The 18,447-nt window shown below is 63.0% G+C and carries 16 protein-coding genes; 8 read left to right on the plus strand and 8 right to left on the minus strand.

The genetic code is table 11. The features are described from left to right. Window positions 1-9 precede the first annotated feature (9 nt). On the minus strand, window positions 10-1,635 hold the full coding sequence (locus tag AC3ANQ_RS14595; protein ID WP_488301705.1) for a serine/threonine protein kinase: 1,626 nt from the start codon (window positions 1,633-1,635) through the stop codon (window positions 10-12). A 145-nt stretch (window positions 1,636-1,780) separates the two neighbouring features. Here AC3ANQ_RS14595 and lipB point away from each other — a divergent pair, with 145 nt between their 5' ends. The 3 genes from lipB to AC3ANQ_RS14610 all read left to right on the plus strand — a co-directional run bounded on the left by lipB (window position 1,781) and on the right by AC3ANQ_RS14610 (window position 4,317). Then, a complete protein-coding gene (gene lipB / locus AC3ANQ_RS14600) occupies window positions 1,781-2,449 on the plus strand; it encodes a lipoyl(octanoyl) transferase LipB (RefSeq protein ID WP_488301706.1) in 669 nt (222 codons plus the stop codon). Further along, window positions 2,446-3,465, plus strand: coding sequence for a lipoyl synthase (gene lipA, locus AC3ANQ_RS14605; protein ID WP_488301707.1), 1,020 nt, complete (start codon window positions 2,446-2,448; stop codon window positions 3,463-3,465). Before lipB ends, lipA begins: the two co-directional genes overlap by 4 nt. An 87-nt stretch (window positions 3,466-3,552) precedes the next feature. Next, a complete protein-coding gene (locus tag AC3ANQ_RS14610; protein WP_488301708.1) occupies window positions 3,553-4,317 on the plus strand; it encodes a DUF4191 domain-containing protein in 765 nt (254 codons plus the stop codon). A 73-nt stretch (window positions 4,318-4,390) separates the two neighbouring features. Here AC3ANQ_RS14610 and AC3ANQ_RS14615 read toward each other — a convergent pair whose 3' ends face one another. After that, the gene (locus tag AC3ANQ_RS14615) at window positions 4,391-4,828 is read right to left on the minus strand and encodes an RDD family protein (protein ID WP_488301709.1); all 438 of its coding nucleotides are present in this window, start codon (window positions 4,826-4,828) and stop codon (window positions 4,391-4,393) included. A 339-nt stretch (window positions 4,829-5,167) separates the two neighbouring features. Between AC3ANQ_RS14615 and glnA the strand changes: the two genes are divergently transcribed. Then, window positions 5,168-6,592: a type I glutamate--ammonia ligase gene (gene glnA, locus AC3ANQ_RS14620; RefSeq protein ID WP_488301710.1), complete on the plus strand. Its 1,425-nt coding sequence runs from the start codon at window positions 5,168-5,170 to the stop codon at window positions 6,590-6,592. A gap of 134 nt (window positions 6,593-6,726) precedes the next feature. Here the strand turns inward: glnA and AC3ANQ_RS14625 are convergent, their stop codons facing one another. The 4 genes from AC3ANQ_RS14625 to AC3ANQ_RS14640 form a co-directional block, all read right to left on the minus strand. Continuing rightward, entirely contained in the window at window positions 6,727-7,020 is a 294-nt protein-coding gene (locus AC3ANQ_RS14625; protein ID WP_488301711.1) for a tyrosine-type recombinase/integrase, read from the minus strand. Window positions 7,021-7,531: 511 nt separating this feature from the next. Further along, complete coding sequence (locus tag AC3ANQ_RS14630; protein WP_488301712.1) at window positions 7,532-8,119, minus strand: hypothetical protein; 588 nt, start codon at window positions 8,117-8,119, stop codon at window positions 7,532-7,534. Window positions 8,120-8,382: 263 nt separating this feature from the next. After that, the gene (locus AC3ANQ_RS14635) at window positions 8,383-9,063 is read right to left on the minus strand and encodes a hypothetical protein (RefSeq protein ID WP_488301713.1); all 681 of its coding nucleotides are present in this window, start codon (window positions 9,061-9,063) and stop codon (window positions 8,383-8,385) included. After that, on the minus strand, window positions 9,060-10,241 hold the full coding sequence (locus AC3ANQ_RS14640) for an Acg family FMN-binding oxidoreductase (RefSeq protein WP_488301714.1): 1,182 nt from the start codon (window positions 10,239-10,241) through the stop codon (window positions 9,060-9,062). The genes AC3ANQ_RS14635 and AC3ANQ_RS14640 overlap by 4 nt, the downstream gene beginning before the upstream one ends. 1,343 nt (window positions 10,242-11,584) lie before the next feature. Here AC3ANQ_RS14640 and AC3ANQ_RS14645 point away from each other — a divergent pair. From AC3ANQ_RS14645 to AC3ANQ_RS14660, 4 genes are all read left to right on the plus strand, one after another. Further along, window positions 11,585-12,736 carry an NAD(P)/FAD-dependent oxidoreductase gene (locus AC3ANQ_RS14645; RefSeq protein WP_488305336.1) on the plus strand — a complete coding sequence of 384 codons (1,152 nt, stop codon included), beginning with the start codon at window positions 11,585-11,587 and terminating at the stop codon, window positions 12,734-12,736. Between the two features lie 4 nt (window positions 12,737-12,740). Next, entirely contained in the window at window positions 12,741-13,661 is a 921-nt protein-coding gene (locus AC3ANQ_RS14650) for an RNA polymerase sigma-70 factor (RefSeq protein WP_488301715.1), read from the plus strand. A 568-nt stretch (window positions 13,662-14,229) separates the two neighbouring features. Then, a complete protein-coding gene (locus AC3ANQ_RS14655; RefSeq protein WP_488301716.1) occupies window positions 14,230-14,565 on the plus strand; it encodes a hypothetical protein in 336 nt (111 codons plus the stop codon). Between the two features lie 27 nt (window positions 14,566-14,592). Then, window positions 14,593-14,853 carry a hypothetical protein gene (locus AC3ANQ_RS14660; protein WP_488301717.1) on the plus strand — a complete coding sequence of 87 codons (261 nt, stop codon included), beginning with the start codon at window positions 14,593-14,595 and terminating at the stop codon, window positions 14,851-14,853. Window positions 14,854-14,860: 7 nt separating this feature from the next. Here AC3ANQ_RS14660 and AC3ANQ_RS14665 read toward each other — a convergent pair whose 3' ends face one another. Together AC3ANQ_RS14665 and AC3ANQ_RS14670 are read right to left on the minus strand one after the other, a co-directional pair. Continuing rightward, on the minus strand, window positions 14,861-15,382 hold the full coding sequence (locus tag AC3ANQ_RS14665; RefSeq protein ID WP_488301718.1) for a GNAT family N-acetyltransferase: 522 nt from the start codon (window positions 15,380-15,382) through the stop codon (window positions 14,861-14,863). 50 nt (window positions 15,383-15,432) lie between these two features. Then, window positions 15,433-18,444: a bifunctional [glutamine synthetase] adenylyltransferase/[glutamine synthetase]-adenylyl-L-tyrosine phosphorylase gene (locus AC3ANQ_RS14670; RefSeq protein ID WP_488301719.1), complete on the minus strand. Its 3,012-nt coding sequence runs from the start codon at window positions 18,442-18,444 to the stop codon at window positions 15,433-15,435. Between the last annotated feature and the right edge of the window lie 3 nt (window positions 18,445-18,447).

Here is an 18,447-nt window from a genome sequence, read left to right on the forward strand (position 1 = left end):
CTTTTCCACTCACGTCTGCCTAGCCAGGATCTCGGCGATCTTCCACCCCTCGCCGTCCCTCAAAAGGACCACCCTGAGTTCCTGGGGTTTGCCTGCGGGACGCACATGGACCACTTGCCCACTGACGTCCCGTTCTTCATATGCTGAGGTCTCCAGCGTGACGGCAACCGTCGCGCGGTCCCGGCCGGCAGCACCTTCCATGCCCGTGCTGATCAAGGTGGTGGAGAAACCCGAAAGAACGACGCCGGCGCTCTCCAGTCCCTCCCTGATTTTGCTGTCGGCAGCAGCTGCCGCAGAGCCCTCCGTGTTGATGTATGCCAGTAGTTCAAACTTGCCGGTACTGAACGCCCTGTCCCGGAGGGCCGATAGTCCCCTGATGGCTTCCTCGGGATTCTGGGAGCGGATCTGGTCTTGTACGGCGGCGGGAACGCCGTCGAGGACGGTACCCATTTGTCTGGGTTCTTCCCGCCCCTGCGCCTGTGCCTGCATTTGCGCTTGCTGCGCAGCTCCCGGTCCTCGATCACCGGTCCACCACACTGCGGTTGTTGATCCGGCCGCCACCAGTGTCCCGAGGGCAAGCACGATGGGTGCCGCACGCCGTCGCGTGGAAACGAGCGCAGCTGCCTGCCGGCCTGTTCGCCCTCCCCATCGCGAACGGAAGCGGCCGAGAAATGCCTTGATGCGGGTCCGTCTCGCACGAGGACGAGAAGCCCGACGCCGGGTCAGCAGTTCCGGAACAACCGTCGCGTGCACCGCATCCGAAAGGTCCACAGCAGCCGGGGCCGCGCTCCGGTAGATGGCGATACCAAGTTCCGCCGCCGAAGGCCTTTGCTGCCCCTCTGGATGAAGTCCGGCCTCGATGGCAGCGGCGAGGGCCGCGGGGACTGCCGGCACCAGGAGCGTCAGCGGTGGCCTGCGGGCCGCACTGTCCGGCGCGGAGCCGATGAGGCAATACCAGCCGAGGGCGGCAAGGGCGTAGGTATCGCGCTCAGGGTGGAGCTCCGCAGCCCCATTGACAATCGGTCCCGGATCCGCGAAGCCGGGCGTGCCGGAGTCCGGGACGCCGGCAGCATCTCCCACCATGCGCGAAACGCCCAGATCCGACAAGAGCGGTTTCCCCTCGGCAGTGAAAAGCACGTTCCCGGGCGAAACGTCGGAATGCGTCATGCCCTGGTGGTGCAGATAGCCCAAAGCCTGCGCGAGGGGAGTCAAGATGGTCACTGTCTCCCCCACGCTGAGGCGCCCCCTGCTGGAGAGCAACTGCCCCAGCGAACCCCCGGGCGCGTAATCCATGACCAGGCCCAGGCCGCCGTCGAACGCCCCTCCCAACTGGACGACGCCACGCACCTTGACAAGGTGCTCGTGGTCCAGCCGCGACAGAAGGTGCAGCTCACGAAGCAAGGAAGACTCGGCGTCGCCGGGATCCCCCATCTCCGGTATCCGGGGAAGGCATTTCACTGCGAAGCTGCTCCCCGAGCGCTTCTCCGTGGCGAGCCATACTGTGGCACTTCCGCCGCGGCCGAGCTCGCGGACGGGCACAAAGCCTGGAATCACAGGTTCGGCAGAATCCGTCTCCTGGGAGCGCATGGCGCCCGAATCGTCCTGACCGCCCGTGCCGGGCGCAAAAGTCTCCATGCCTCAACAGATACCGGATTTCCCGGATTGCCGCAGAAGTTATCCACAGGCAGATGTGGCGTGCGCCGCACGACCTAGCCGAGTACGACTGAGAGCTTGGCCACAAAATCATGGCCTTCGTCCGGCGGGGTCTAAGCTTGTCTCCATGACTCTTGAGTTTTCACAGCTGGGTCTTGCCCCGGATTTCGTCGACTATATGCAGGGCTGGGATATCCAGCGCGAACTCCACAACAAAGTTGTTGCCGGCGAGAAACCCAGCACCGTCCTGCTCCTCGAGCACGCGGCGGTTTACACGGCAGGCAAGCTCACGGAGGACCACGAGCGTCCGTTTGACGGCACTCCCGTTGTCCCTGTGGATCGGGGCGGCAAACTGACTTGGCACGGACCGGGTCAGCTGATTGCCTACCCCATCCTCAAACTGAAAAACCGCGCCGGCATCCGTGACTACGTCGAGCGTCTCGAAGACGTCATGATCGCGATCATGGAGGATTACGGGATCAAAGCCACCCGGGTCAAGGGCCGGGCGGGCGTCTGGGTCCTGGCAGATGACAAGGGTCCGGACCGCAAGATCGCCGCGATCGGCATCCGCGTTCTGGACGGCGTCACCATGCACGGCGTGGCCATCAACTGCAGCAACGATCTCGCGCCTTACGCGCAGATCATCGCATGCGGCATCACGGATGCCAGTGTCACCACCATGTCCATCGAGACCGGGCGGACCATCAACCCCGCCGACATTGCTGAGCGCTTCATGGAAGAGTTCCGCAAGCACGAAGAAGCACTCGTATCCAGCCCCGAAGGAGCAATCCAGTGACCCTGGCACCTGAAGGCCGTAAGCTGCTGCGCGTTGAACAACGCAACAAAGCCGTCCCGGTCGAACGCAAGCCCGAGTGGATCAAGGCCAAGGTCCAGATGGGCCCGGAATTCGTGGGCCTGAAGAACCTCGTGAAAAAGGAAGGCCTGCACACCGTCTGCGAGGAAGCCGGCTGCCCGAACATCTTCGAGTGCTGGGAAGACAAGGAAGCAACCTTCCTGATCGGCGGCTCCGAATGCACCCGCCGCTGCGACTTCTGCCAGATCGACACCGGCAAACCCTCCCCCGTGGACATGTTCGAACCCACCAAGGTCGCCCGCTCCGTCCAGGCCATGGCCCTGCGTTACGCCACCGTCACCGGCGTCGCCCGGGACGACCTCGCCGACGAGGGCGTCTGGCTCTACGCCGAGACCGTGCGCAAGATCCACGAACTGAACCCGGGCACCGGGGTGGAACTGCTCATCCCGGACTTCTCCGGCAAACCCGAACACATCAGTGCGATCTGCGACTCCGCCCCCGAGGTCTTCGCGCACAACGTCGAGACCGTGCCCCGGATCTTCAAGCGCATCCGCCCCGCGTTCCGCTACGACCGCTCCCTGGACGTCATCACCCAGGGCCGGGACGCCGGCATGGTCACCAAATCCAACCTGATCCTGGGCATGGGCGAAACCCGGGCCGAAATCTCCGAAGCCCTAGCCGACCTGCACGCCGCGGGCTGTGACCTGATCACCATCACCCAGTACCTGCGCCCCTCCGAACGGCACCTGCCCGTGGACCGCTGGGTCAAACCCCAGGAATTCGTCGAGCTCGCCGCCGAAGCCGAGGACATCGGCTTCCTCGGGGTCATGTCCGGACCCCTGGTCCGCTCCTCCTACCGCGCCGGACGCCTCTGGGCCACCGCGATGCGCAAAAAAGGCCGCGACATCCCCGCCCACCTGGCCCACATCGCCGACGGCATCCAGGACTCCGGCACCACCCGCCAGGAAGCCAGCACCCTCCTCGCACACCACGCGTAGCACCCGAGCAAAGCACGGTCGAAGGACCGGACCCGAGCAAATCCGGCGTCCGGTCCTTCGGCATAAATCACGTAGAATTAAGGCACTATGGCGAAATCCCCTGATTCCAGCAACTCGACAACATCGGCTGCCGACGCTCCCAAGCGCGGCTTGTTTTCCCGCAAGCCCAAGGAAGCCAAGGCCAAGAAGCCGAGCCAGCTGAAGCAGATCGGCGAGGTCTTCAAGATGACCCGCCGCAATGACCCCACCGTTGTGTGGCTCATGCTGCTGGCTTTCCTGGGTGTCGTTGCCGTCAGCCTCGTCGTCGGTCTCCTCCTGAACAACTGGGTCACGGGCCTGATCATCGGCATTCCCCTGGGCCTGCTGGCAGCGGTCTTCATCCTCTCGCGCCGCGCGGAGCGGGCAGCCTTTGCGCAGATCGAAAACCAGCCCGGAGCCTCAGGCGCGGCTCTGGGAACCCTGCGCCGCGGCTGGATCACGGAAGACCAGCCGGTCGCCGTCAACCCTCGCACCCAGGACGCGGTCTTCCGCGCCATCGGCCGTCCCGGCGTCGTACTGGTGACTGAAGGACCTTCGCACAGGGTCAAGCCGCTGGCTGACGCCGAGCGCAAGAAGCTCTCCCGCATTCTCCCGAATGTGACGATCCACGTCATCGAAAGCGGTCGTGGCGAGGGCCAGGTGCCAATCAGCCAGATTGCAAAGACCATGAACAGATACAAGAACGAGCTCACCAAAGTTGAGGTCAACGCTGTAAGCAAGCGGATCTCCTCACTCGGCAACCGTCTGCCGATCCCGAAGGGCATCGACCCGTACAAGGCACGCCCGGACCGCAAGGCAGCCCGCGGACGCTAAACACGGCAGACAAAAGAACCGCCCGGTTCCCGGACTTATCCAGGAACCGGGCGGTTCTTTTGTCTGCAGAAAGTTACATTCGGATGAGAATCGTGTTCATGGCTTTGTCATGGAGGCCCCGCTGATCCGGATCAAAGACAACCGCAGGAATCACGAGGCACAGGAGAAGCGTCCTTACCATGGCAGCCAAGGGCCCTGCCGGCCCTCCATCGAGCCGCATCACGTGGATGCCCGCAACCCGATGTCCGATGCTGTAGCCGAGCGTACCGATGAGAAGTATCTGTTCCACCGCAAAGACTGCGAGGGTTGCCCACTGGTTGCCGCCGAAGGCAAAGTTGCTGATCGCCAAGGCGATGACCCAGTCGATGCAGATTGCCAGGATACGGCGGCCGGCCCGGGCGATGGAGCCGGGGCCGGACTCGGGCAACCCGAGCCGCTCTCCCGGGTACTTGGAGATTCCGGACGTATCCGGCCCTGTGAGCCATGAACCAATGTCTTTTCGATCTACCACTGTTCAAGCTTACGGCTTCACCGTTGGATGCCCGACGGCGGGTGGTGGCGCCCGGCGGCGGGTGGTGGCGCCCGGCGGAATGTTCATTCCGTTCACAAGGAAACAGACACACGGAAGAAAGACATAGACTGGCACTGCAGTAGACCAGTAGCGTTTACACGGCAGGCAGTTCTGTAACCTGCACGAAACAATACTGACACCCCGGGGAAATCCCGTTTCCCTATGGTTGGAGAAGTTGCTAGCCGCCGACGCAGGGACACTTTTTTGTTTCCCTGCCTTCGGTTTGCGCTGGATCAGACGGCCTGAAGGCCTGTTACCTGTTATGCGATAGGAGCATAGATGTTCAAGACTGCGGACGAAGTCCTCAAGTTCATCAAAGACGAAGACGTAAAGTTCGTCGATATCCGCTTCACCGATCTTCCGGGCGTCCAGCAGCACTTCAATGTGCCGGCCAAGAGCGTCGACGCTGACTTCTTTGTCAACGGTCAGCTCTTTGACGGATCTTCCATCCGCGGTTTCCAGGGCATCGCCGAGTCCGACATGCAGCTCATCCCGGACGTCACCACGGCCTTCATTGACGCCTTCCGCGTCGAGAAGACCCTTGCTCTGAACTTCTCCATCGTGAACCCGCGCACTGGCGACCCGTACCACCGCGACCCCCGCGGCGTGGCCGAAAAGGCCGAAGCCTACCTGGCCTCCACCGGCATTGCGGACACGGCATTCTTTGCTCCCGAAGCTGAGTTCTACGTCTTCGACAACGTTCAGTTCGAGTCCTCCCCCCAGGGTTCCTTCTACAAGGTCGACTCGATTGAAGCCCCTTGGAACACGAGCCGCGAAGAAGAAGGCGGAAACCTCGGTTACAAGACCCCCTTCAAGGGCGGTTACTTCCCTGTTTCCCCGGTTGACCACCAGGCTGACCTTCGCGACGCCATGTGCCTCGCCCTGGACGAAGCAGGCCTCGAAGTCGAGCGCTCGCACCACGAAGTCGGCGCCGCAGGTCAGGCTGAGATCAACTACAAGTTCACGACGCTGGTGCACGCTGCCGACGACCTGCAGAAGTTCAAGTACGTCGTCAAGAACACCGCGTGGGAGTTCGGCAAGTCGGTAACCTTCATGCCGAAGCCGATTTTCGGTGACAACGGCTCGGGTATGCACTGCCACCAGTCCCTGTGGAGCAACGGCGATCCGTTGTTCTACGACGAGAAGGGCTACGCCGGCCTGTCCGACACCGCACGCTGGTACATCGGCGGCCTGCTGAAGCACTCCTCGGCTGTGCTCGCCTTCACCAACCCGACGGTCAACTCCTACCGCCGCTTGGTCAAGGGCTTCGAAGCTCCGGTCAACATGGTCTACTCGCAGGGCAACCGCTCCGCCGGTATCCGCATCCCGATCACGGGCTCCAACCCGAAGGCCAAGCGGATCGAGTTCCGCGCTCCTGACGCCGCTTCCAACCCGTACCTGGCGTTCGCTGCCCAGCTGATGGCTGGAATCGACGGCATCCGCAACCGCATCGAGCCCCCGGCTCCGATCGACAAGGACCTGTACGAACTGCCTGCAGAGGAAGCCAAGGACATCCCCAAGGCTCCGGGTTCCCTTGAGGAAGCACTGGCCGCGCTGGCTGAGGACAACGAGTTCCTGCAGGCCGGCGGCGTCTTCACCCAGGACCTGATCGACACCTGGATCGAGTACAAGTACGAGAACGAGATCCGTCCGCTTTCCCTGCGCCCGAACCCGTACGAGTTCGAGCTCTACTACGGCGTCTAGCTAGATGACGCGGCTAAATCGGGCCTAGTCCGCGGACAGTCCGCAAGAATCCGCGTACAGAAAAGGCCGGTCCCAGGTTTCACCACCTGGGACCGGCTTTTTTCGTCTGCCAAGATCCCACCTATGCTTCCTTCTCAATCCGCGACCTCAGCCGCTCCCCCAGCACCCCAGCTACCGCCGCCCTCGCTGACTCTTCCTTGTCCGGCCACATGTGCCCGTACGTGTCCAGCGTCGTCTTTGGCAGAGGAATGCCTGAGGCTCTTCTGAACCACCTTCACGTCAAGGCCCTGGGCAATGAGCAGGGAGGCGAAGTAGTGCCGAAGGTCATGGAACCTGAACCCCTTAGACGAATGATGTCGCAGCTTCGCTCCGCCGAATGTTGGCCGATTCAACGTGCGTGTGTCTAGGGAAAGTGGGCACGAAAGCACGTAGACATGCGCTCGGAGCGCCCCTAGAGTCGATACTGCCCCAGTTCAGCGGCAGGGACTGGGTCAACGGAACGAGTCCTCGTGATTAGCCCGCTAGCAGTTCTAACGCTCATGCTGATCGGCCTAGTGATGACATTCCCCTACGCCATCTTCGAGTCGCACCACCCGCGTCAGAAAGGCGAGGCGCTGGGTTCCCGGAGGATCGCGCTAATGAGCCTGGCTTTGACGGGTTGCATGCTGTCCCTAGCTGCAAGCGCTGTCCCGTTCGTTACGCCCCGCTAGTAAAGGCCCGTAATCAGGATGCCCGGCTGCTAGAACTCTGTGGTGTTCGTCTCGATGCTGGCCTTGACGACCCGACTGGCGAGGTGGCACGTCGCCGCGCGTCGTGAACTTATCATAAACGTCTGCCGCGGCGGCCCGGAAATGGGCACATGATGACGGACGTACAGCAGGCGTACAGGCATAGCCATGCGGGAGTTGCGCGCGAAAGCGAAGTATTCGGCCAGTCCTTTCAACCCGAGACCGGATGCCGGAAAGCCGCATGCTCCTTTGAGCCACACGTACAGGTCGCAGTGCTTCCGGCCGGCGAGCGGGTCCTTCGTCCCGAGCCTCGCGGCGGCCCTGCGTGTCGCGGGAGGTCCGCCCCACGGCCTGCCCAAGTCACGATCGGCAGCTGGGGGTGCGTGTCGAGAATCCGTCCTAGGTCTTCGAGAAGCCTTTGTTCGTCCGCATCGGTGTCGTCGGCCCACACCTGGTGGACAAGAGCGGGGCCGAAGCCTTTCGCCACGACGGTGCCGGCCAGCCAGACACGCTCCCCGAACGGCTGCGTCAGGTACTCGAGGTCGAGCACGATGAACCCGTCTCCGACGGGCGGCGGGGCCCCGAAGAACTGGGCAGAGCCTTCACCGTACGCGCGGGCATGGTGCTGCCAGCGCTCGGCCATCAGATAGTCCGGAATGTGCCTGCGGACCGCCCCGGCGACCTCAGCCTTCAACAGAAACGGTTGCGCCACAATATGGCCCACCGACACATCGAAGTCGGCGGACAACAAACGCGCCAACTCCAACTGGGACTCGCAGATCACCAGATCCCGCTCCATGGCGTCGATGATGGTCCCTTGAACGACACCGAATTGTGCGACCCACGCGAGAAAACCTGCCTATCCGCACACTAGCTCCGCCTCCGCGAGCAGCACCGCAAAGTGATCCCTTTCAATGACGTGGTGCCACGCTGAAGCACCAGCAGGCAGCTTTGCCGGTGAGCCGAAGGATCAGCGGGCGCTTTCTTGGGCGGGTCAGGTGGGACAGAATCACTGCCGCAGTCCTGACGACCGTTGGCATCCAATCGTGGATGCTCCATGGCCTAAGAGTCCCGTCCCGTGGCGAGGACCGGAGTTCTCCGCAAGGTGGCGATGGCACCAAGTCCTAAGGCAATGACAGCGAGTAGCAGGCTCGCGATGCTCCACCAAGTAAGGAGTGCGAAGGGCACGGTGCCAAGGGTAAGCAGCGTCATTCGCAGCAGTTTGGAGGGAACCGATGGCGCGACGACCACGGCGATGCCGCCAACGATTCCGATTGCGGCCATCCACCCCACACCCGTGCCTACGGCCAGCATCAATTCGAACAGGCCGAGCACGCTCACCAATCCAGAAAGCCAATGCGTCACAACGAATTGACGTGACTCGTGTGCCTCCCCCGCACTGACCGCGAGAACCGTCGCTGCCAGCAACAGTCCGCCGGGCAGGTACCAGAGGGCCCCCACCGTCGTGAAGCACAGCAGCCCCGGGATCAGCAGCCCCATCGCCGCCGCCAGTCGGTGCGGCGTGGGGAGCGGAATTCGACCGAGGGTGACCGCGCCGACGAGTGCGACGAGACACAGACTCACCGTGAGCACGCCCAGTCCGAATGGGTTGTTCTTATCGCCGGTCCACTCCGGGATCTGGGCTCCCAGGGTGGCCTGAACTACCCCCGCGACGAGACCGAGAGCAGCGCCCGCGATCCCAAGCCACAGCGCGGTTCGCTGGCGTAGCAGCATCCCGTTCACAGGACCACATCTTTCAATGGGCGCCGAGGGCCGGGTCGGGATGCCCGTACCGGAGTCCCAAGTCGGAACGCGACCAACGGCACAACTCCGGCGGGCAGAAGCTCCCGCAGGCGCGGCGCAAATGATGCGGGAAGGCTCTGTTCGTGTTCGCGATCGATCCGTTCGGTGATCTGGTTCATGTGCTGCATTCCCAGTCCTCGTGAGGTGGCACCGAGGTGAACCCGCTGCAGAAGCCTGCCACCGGCCAGCCGCAGCCGGGGGTCGTCGGCATCAGTGACGGTGACCACACCGAAAGCGGCTGCCGTTGCGGTGCAAACCGTGCGGGTCTGGTCAAGCCAGAACTGGTCACCCTCAGCACGTGAATAGGCGGGCAGGAGCTTGGCGAGGGTGAGGGTGGGCGGGGCAAGTCCCTGTCCGTCGAGCGTGACGCCGTCGCGGAACCGGTCGATGTCGTCACGGTTGTTCCTGAACCGGATGAAGAACTCCTCCGACTGGCCGCGATCCTCAATGATCGCCTGGGTGGCATCAATCACGATCGTGCTGAAGGCCTTCTTCTCTGCCGTCGAGGTGAGCCAGTGAACCCGGACACCGCCATCCCCGGTGGGGCCAGCCAATTCGCCAAGCACGGCATCCGCAACCTGACCGTGTTCATACGGTCCACGATTCGAGTGCCTGTCGCCGATGGCATCGTGCAGGGATGAGGATGTCGCCTCCACAGAGGTCAACGTGACCGACGCCACATGAGTGGGATCGGCCGCGGAGGGCATCAAAATCGCCTCTGACCGATACCCACGGGCCAGCAGCCCGAGCACGAGATTCTCGATGGCACAGCCGAGACCGACGTGATGTTCCCGCCGAAGTGGATCCGTCATAGGCATCTCCCGCGTCGGATCTGCGAACACGTCGACAGCCTGCGGGGTCACGCGGAAAGCCCAGCCCTGCTGATTATGGGGACTCGCGGCCAGGATCGCCGCCCCGACCGCCCCCACCGGCGTCGGGTCGGTACGCCAGTGTGTCCAGGCGTCGTAGGGCGCGCCGGATCCAGCATCCATCACACCGTTGTCGGAAGCGCGGTAGCTGACGAGCCCCGCGGCAGTCACCAGAATTGTGGCGCCCCCCAACCCGAGACCCCGCACAACTGAGCGGCGCGAGACCATGCCGCTTGCGTCGGAAACCATGGTGCTAGACCGGCTGCAGGCAAAACATGGGGTGACTGACCGCTTCGAACTGGATTTCCGCGTCTGAGGAGTCGGCCGTGACGCTCCAATACGGGCCGGTGGCCGGCACAGTGCGAATGTAGGGTCGGATGACCGACAGAACTTCGACCCCGGATGCCGGCCAGGCAGTCATCGTCTCCGTCCGGCGTCCCCGGCTCAATGTGATGCTGGGATGTGCCCGCACATTGCGCAGCCAATTCCGACAGGCAGCCCCCGACCCGGGTGTGGTCAACAATCCGAAAACCAAATTGGCTGCGCGTTGCGGACCGCCGAGCCGGTAGGTCTTGACCATCATTCGCTCCATCTCAGGGGTTGGATAAACTCAGGATCGCTTTCCGGCGCCGGACCACTAGGGCACTTGGTCCCGCGGACACTGCTGTGAATCGACTTCGTGGCGCTCGAGCGGGTTACGCGCAGTCTATCTTTTCGGAGCCAAGAGCCGATCGGGCGAGTCTTGGCCAGCTGATTCACGCACGACACTCACCTTACGCTCCGAACGGGAACCAACGCGACGGGGGCACCCGAGGCCTTGGTCCCATGACGCACAACTGAGCCCGAAAGCGGGTCCCCCACCGCAACATCTCCACTCTCCTGTGACTGTCAAGTGGGAATGGCGGTTCTGCAGGGTAGTTTAAGGAACGCTGACCGCGACGGCACCGGTTGGGAACGGATTGGGCTGACAAGGCTTGTCCGGGGCCGCGGATATCCGGGCTGTGCCAACGCCGTTGGAAATCCGCAGGCGGTCGCCGTCAGCTCAGCTCAGTGCGATAAGGAACGCGAGGCCAGCCAGCACAAGCGCCGCCGGGGCCATATGGCGCCCCTTTCGTACTTGCTCTTTGACGCGAGGTTGGTCAGCACGCTGAGTAATACGTAGGCCGCGATCACCCACATCGCGACGACAGCAACAAAGGGCATCCGGAGGATCGTAATCAACGCGGCACGATCCAGAGCAACTACTGCAAAGGTCGCATAGACGACGACTGAGACTGCGTTTCCGACGCGGAGCCGCGCCGGAAGCACCGGGTTTGGTCTTCCCAGGCGAAACGGCCAAAGGGAAGCCCGATGATGAGCAGCAGCTGGAACACAGCAAGGACGCCGAGCACTGTACAGAATGCTAGGGGGATTTCTGGCGTCATGATCTGGAGCCTACCGGGTCGCACAAGCCTCTCCCCCACCCCGACACACTCCGGGCGACGCAGTTCATGCGGCGACTTTCTTTGCCGTGTCACATTTCAGGTCTCGGCGGTGTCCTATGTTCAAACGTTCGTTAGCGATAGGAGTCTGATGTGTCAGCACGCTGTCGGGTGGTTATTATCGGCGCCGGGTATGCCGGGGTCATGGCCGCGAACAGGCTTGCCGGAAGTCAGCGATTGTCGGAATCCATAAGTGTTACCGTCATCAACTCGGTTTCCGATTTCGTGGAAAGGATCCGCCTTCACGAGGTCGCGGCCGGAAGTCGGGAATCAGCGTCGGTGCCGATGCGGTCTCTTCTGCATGAGCATGCGGACATGGTCGAGGGCACTGCTTCGCGTATCGACCCTGAAAACCGCAAAGTGCACTTATCAGGCGGCCGCGCCCCGCTCGACTACGATGTTTTGCTGTACTCCGTGGGCAGTACCCAGGCATCGAGCAGGATTCCGGCCGGTGCGTACGGGCTGAAGGATTCCGACGACGCAAACCGTTTGCGGGCCCGGATTTCACAACTGGATCCGGGCGCAATCGTCAGCATCATCGGAGCCGGCCTGACCGGCATCGAGGTTTCTGCCGAAATTGCCGAAAAGTATCCGCAGCTGCAGATACGTCTCATTTCCCGCGGAGCCATTGCGGAGAGCCTCTCCGGATCCGGCCGACACGCGGTAATGAAACGGCTTTCAGCGCTCGGCGTCGAAATGGTAGAGAATACCGACGTGCAGCGGTGCGATGATTCTTCGGTTATAACTTCGGGTGGTGACACCTTGCGATCTGACTGCACCATCTGGACCGCAGGATTCAGCGCACCGGCCCTGGCCCTGGACAGCGGACTGCCAACCGATGCCCTGGGGCGGCTCATGGTCGACGAGTCACTGGCATGCCCGCAGTACCCCGACATCTTCGGAGCGGGCGATGCCATACAAGCCCCCCAAACGGTCGCCGGTCACCTGCGCATGAGCTGCGCGACAGCCCTACCGCTTGGTGCTCACGCGGCCGACAGCATCATCGCCCGCCTCGAAAAACGAGCTCCGGCCCCGCTTTCGGCGGGATACATGCTCAGGTGCATCAGCCTGGGACGTAAGTCAGGGCTCGTTCAGACCGTACGTGCCGACGACCAGCCCCGCAGCTTCGTCATTCGGGGTCGCCTCGCTGGAATGGCGAAAGCGCAAATGTGTCAAATGACGCTTTCCTGGATCAGAGGCGAGCTTCGCCGGAACGGTTCGTACAGCTGGCCCAAGGGCCCCCGGCCGGCAGAAGCCAGGTAAGGCTGTGGGAACCGCAGGAGTTTTCGAGGAACACCGTTCCCTGCTTTTCACCATTGCCTACGAAATCACCGGAACAGTGACGGATGCCGAGGACGTCGTTCAGGACAGCTTTCTGAGATGGTCCGAGGTTGATGTAGAAGCTGTCCAAAATCCACGAGCCTACCTGGCCAAAACCGTGACGCGTCAAGCGCTGAACTCCCTCAGGGCAGCTCAACGCCGCCGGGAAGACTACATTGGTCCGTGGCTCCCGGAGCCTGTGGTCACCGCCCCGGATGTTGCTGAAAATGCTGTACTGAGTGAATCACTGTCTTTTGCCATGCTCGTGGTCCTCGAAACCCTGTCCCCTGACGAGCGGGCCGTTTTCGTCCTCCGCGAGGTTTTCGATTTTCCATACCCGGAGATCGCCGAAGCCACCGACAAGTCGCTTCCGGCCGTCCGGCAAATAGCAAGCAGGGCAAAGGCGCACGTGCGCGCGCGGCAACCCCGCTTTAAGGTGGATGCACGACGGCAAAAAGCGGTCGCTGACCGGTTCCTCGCGGCTCTACTTGGGGGCGACATGCAGTCCCTCATGGATGTCCTCGCCCCCGGAGCCGTCCTCCTCTCCGACGGTGGCGGAAAAGTTACGGCAGCCCGCAAACCCGTCATCGGTGCGGACAACATCGCGCGCTTCCTCGTCGGCATCGCCAAAACCCCTGTCCCCGATATGCGGATTGAATCGTCGTCACTGAACGGGATGCCGGCCCTCATCATTTACAGCGGAGACAGGGTTGACCTCGTGGCACTTGTTGAATCAAGCAACGAACAAGTCACCGGCGTCTACCTCGTACGAAATCCGGACAAACTCGGCGCGACCACCAAAGCCCGAAGCTTCCGCACGCTCTTCGCCATTGAACAGGGCTTGCGGAAACTTGGCCATCACTCATGACAGCCCGGAGAGAGGCACCTGTATGTCCCTGAATCCGGGGAATCACCACTTCGAAGCATTCCTTCACAGAAAACGGGTCCTGAAAGTCGCAAGGCCTTGGGCCGTCCTGACCGGGGGTCCGCGAGTGGACTCCTCCCAGCAGACAGGGTGGCCAAATGAATCCCCTGCTGATGCCCCTGGTGCTCGTACAAGGGCGGAGGGCGCGGGCGAAACGCCTATGCTTCCTCCAGCGGCCGGACCAACCTCCGGTGCCGTGGGACATGAATCAGATTGCCTCTGAGTCTTGCTGAGCTTGACGAGTCGACAGCCGCAGGACCGACCCGCCGGCCAGCCGGCCGCGGGCGAAGCTGGCCACGCGGGAGGTGAGATGGGCGACTGACACCGGAGCGCATCGACACGTCGGTACCGGCCCTGGCCCACCAGCATGGCGTGTCCTGGCACACCGCCTGGGATGCCATCAAGGCCGAAGCAACTCCGGAGTAGCCTTGGCTGGCGCCCTGCCTGAGGTAGCCGTGGACTTGTTGACGCAACCGAAACGGCGCTCACGCCGTTGACTGAGGAGATCTACATGGAATCAGCGTTGTCCTTCACTATTGGTTACCACGCCTTCCACCCCGATAGGAGCATCAACTATCAGCTCAACCGATTCTCGGACGGGACCCCGGCGTCGGTCGCGGAGCTAAGCGGGGCCGCACCGCGGATAACCGACTACGCAGACTACACGCGCGAACTCCGCACACTCTCCGACGCGGCCTTCGCAGACGGGCGAACCCTCGCCGGCGCTCTGTACTGTGTCCGCTTTTCTGATCCGCGACCCAAAGAAGCCTGTCGCCGCAGTAAAGGTAGTGGTACGTTCAGCGTGATCAGGATGCTTAAGGGAATCCTCATCCATTCCGGCTCCTGACGCAACTTCTCAAAGCGGAGGCATACGATGACAACACTAATGATCTTCCATGAGGTTGACGACGTTGAGCACTGGCTCAGCTCACCGAAGCGGGAAGAAATCTTCGGACCCCTGGGCTTCACAGTTCGCACGTTCGTCGACCCAGGAAAAACCAACCGTGTTGGTTTGATCGTCGAAGTCCCGGACATGGAAACGTTCCAGCGAATGATGGAGTCTGAGGCTGCGGCCGACGCGATGAAATTCGACGGCGTGCGCCCGGAAACAATCCTGACGCTCGTCGAGTCCTAGATACCGCTCAACCGCCGAAATCCCGGTACATCGTCCATTGCGGCCCGGCTGAGCCACCCAGGTACGTGCCCGTCTCGGCGAAGCCCGCCTTTGCGTATGCGGCCTTGCCGGCAGGATTGCGCTCGTTGACAGAGAGCACGACGCCGGCCTGGCCGCCACCCAGCCTCGCAGTCAGCTTCACCGCTTCCCGGGCAGCCGCGGCTGCAGCCTGGGTGCCCAAGCCTCTCCCTTGGTGCCGCCGGTCGATCAGGAACCCTCGCAAAAGCCAGGCAGAATCGTCGTCAGGCCAACCTGCCAGGGTTGCTGCACCGGCCTGCAAAGTGAAGACTCCGACGGCGGCACCGGCCGCTTCGATCACATACGGCAGGCGGCTTTCGTCCTCCAGGCCCATGAGCATCATCTTGAAAGGGTCGCCGACGAAGTCTTCCTGCCCCGCGGCCAATTCCATACCCGCGATGTCGCCGAGTTTGATGGCTCGGGCGTCGTCGTCGAGATTCTTCAAGGGAATGAGCCACACCGTTTCAAGCATCTTTCGAGCTTAGCTGTCCCTGCGCTGCGCCCGGCAACGCGAACCTGAGATCACTGGCCGTAGAAGTCCTTTACAAACACGGCCCGGGTCCGTCGGCTCAGGCGCAGGTAATCCTCTTCGAACACTGCAGCTTGGCCAGGAGCGTAACCACACCACCGGGCAACAGCCTCCAGGTCCCGCCGGGATGCAGGCAGGAGATCAGAGGCACGCCCGGTGCATATCACATTCGCCGATCGGATACGGCTCGCGAGCCGCCACGCTTCGCGGAGCAACACGATGTCGCTCTTGTCGATCAGGCCCAACGACTCAATCGCGTCGAGGGCCTGCAGGGTGGAAGTGGTCCGGAGCTCCGGATGCTCGCCTGCGTGCTGGAGCTGCAGCAGCTGCACAAGCCATTCGACGTCGCTGAGTCCGCCCCTGCCCAGCTTCACATGCCTTGCGGGATCGGCCCCCCTGGGGAGCCGTTCGGACTCGACCCGCGCCTTGACCCGCCGGATCTCCCGCACATCCGTCTCGGCGAGGGTCTTCGGGTAGCGGATGGTGTTGATGAGCCAGAGGAATTCCGCCGCCAATTCGTCGTTTCCGGCCATGGGTTGGGCCCGCAGCAGCGCCTGGGCTTCCCAGATAAGGGACCACCGGCGGTAATACTCCGCGTAAGACTCCAGGGAACGGACCATGGCGCCGCTCTTCCCTTCGGGGCGAAGATCGGCGTCAACCGTCAGGACCCGCTCCGCCAGGATGGCCGGCTTGAGGGGCTGGGTCAGCAGGGTGGAAATGTGACCAACTATGGCAAGGGCCTGTTGCTGGGCTTCGGATTCACTCGCCCCGGGAAGGGCGCGATGAACGTACATGACGTCTGCGTCCGAGCCGTAGCCGATCTCGCGTCCGCCTTGCCTGCCCATGGCAACCACCAGGACCTGCGTCTTGAGAGGCCCCTCGGAGCCTACGATGGCTTCCGCGACGTGCAGGGCGCCTAGAACTGCCGCGCGGTCGGCGTCGGCCAATGCCGTGCCCACTGCATCCTGTTCCAGGAGGCCGGAACTGTCCGCGATGGCAATACGGAGGATCTCCCGGCGCCGGATAAGCCTGATGAGCCGCATTGCATTCTCGGGATCCGCATGCCGTGACATCTTGGATTGGATTTCCTGCCACTGAGCTTCGAAGCTTAGGGGCATGAGTTCCTTGTCGGCACCAAGCCAGGCAACGGATTCCGGGGAAACCTCCAGGAGGTCCGCGATCAGCCGTGAATTGGAAAGCACGTGGCATAGCCGCTCGGCTGCCGCTTGGGAGTCCCGGAGCATTCCGAGATACCAATGGGTGGTTCCGAGGGCTTCGCTGACACGACGGAAGGCGAGCAGACCGGCGTCGGGGTCTACCCCTTCGGCGAGCCAGCCGAGCAGGATGGGAAGCAGTTGCCGCTGCAAGGCGGCGCGGCGACTGACCCCTGCTGTGAGGGCCTCTATGTGGCGCATGGCGCCCTGCGGGTCGCGGTAGCCCAGCGCCGCCAGACGGCCTTGCGCGGCTTCCGGGGTGAGCCGGGCGTCCTCGCTACTCAACTTCGCAGCAGTGTTGAGCAGGGGCCGGTAGAAGATCCGGTCGTGCAGTTCCCGAACGGACCGCTTGGTCTTCTGCCAGGTCTCGATCAGGGCATCAGGATGCGGCCTGCCCGTAGAGAACGGACCCAGGACGGCCTTCGCGAGGAAACGCAGCGATTCTTGGCTGGTAGGCATGAGGTGCGTGCGACGCATCTGGAACAACTGGATCCGGTGCTCAAGAACCCGCAGATAGCGGTAGGCCGCGTCGAAGGCGGCGGCATCGACCCGACCAATGTAGCCGCCTGCGGACAGGGCGGAGATTGCCGAGGTCGTATCCCGGCAACGGAGCGTTTCGTCGGACTTTCCGTGGACGAGTTGCAGGAGCTGCACGGTGAACTCGACATCCCGCAGCCCGCCGGGACCGAGCTTGATTTGGCGCTGTTCCTCCGCCGGGGCAATGTTGTTGGTGACCCTGCGGCGCATCGCCTGCACAGATTCCACGAAGCCTTCCCTGCCCGCCGAAGCCCACACGAGGGGCTGGACGGCTTGCTCGTACCGTGCCCCGAGGTCCTTGTCCCCCGCGATGGTCCGGGCCTTGAGAAGTGCCTGGAATTCCCAGCTTTCTGCCCATTTCGCGTAATAGCTCAAGTGCGAGGGAAGCGTCCTGACCAGCGGACCCGACTTTCCTTCAGGCCGCAGGTTCGCGTCGACCTCCCACAGCCCGGGTTCGGGCGCCGTAGAGGAAATTGCGCGGGAGATGCCGGCGGCGAGGACCGTACCGATGGTTGCGGCCTCGGAGTCCTCCAGGTCCGGCGCCTCGATCACGTAGATGACGTCGACGTCGGAAATGTAGTTGAGCTCCCGGGCACCGCATTTGCCCATGCCAATGACGGCCAGCCCGACGCCGGCAATATCGGCGACGTCGAAAGTCGCCGCGGCTTCCGCCCGGGCCACGGCCAGGGCGGCCTCTATCGCCGCTCCGGCGAGGTCGGCCAGTTCGGCGCCGACGGCGGGCATGAAGTCCTGGGGGCTGGCGGCGCAGAGGTCCTTGATGGCCAGTTCGGTCAATCCCCGCCGGTAGGCCGTCCGAAGAGCGGTGTATGCGGCCGGTCCCGAAATTCCCGCGACAGGCCGGGGAGAGTTGGGGTCCGCTCTGACCGAACGGAGGAGTTTCGACCGCAGTTCACCGGCGTCGGCAGACAACGGCTCGGGGCTGACGCGGACATCGAAGACGTCCAGGTGTTCCGGATGCCTGATGAGGAACTCCCCCAGGGCTTCGGATGCCCCCAGCAGGCGGTACAGCGGCTCGCTGCGATCCGGGTGCTCCCCGGCGAGCTGTTTGAGTGAGGGGTGCCTCTCAATCAGGCGGACAAGCGACTGGAGAGCGGTGTCCGGGTTGGCGCTAAGGTGCAACCCGGCAAAAATTTTGTCTGGGTCGATGCCGTCGAGTTCACGCGCGGCAAGAAACCGTTCACCCTTCTCAAGGTCGCTGAAACCGGCCGAGATGAGCCGGCGGGCCAGGCTCACACT

Source organism: Arthrobacter sp. DMZ02-1R (assembly GCF_057747935.1).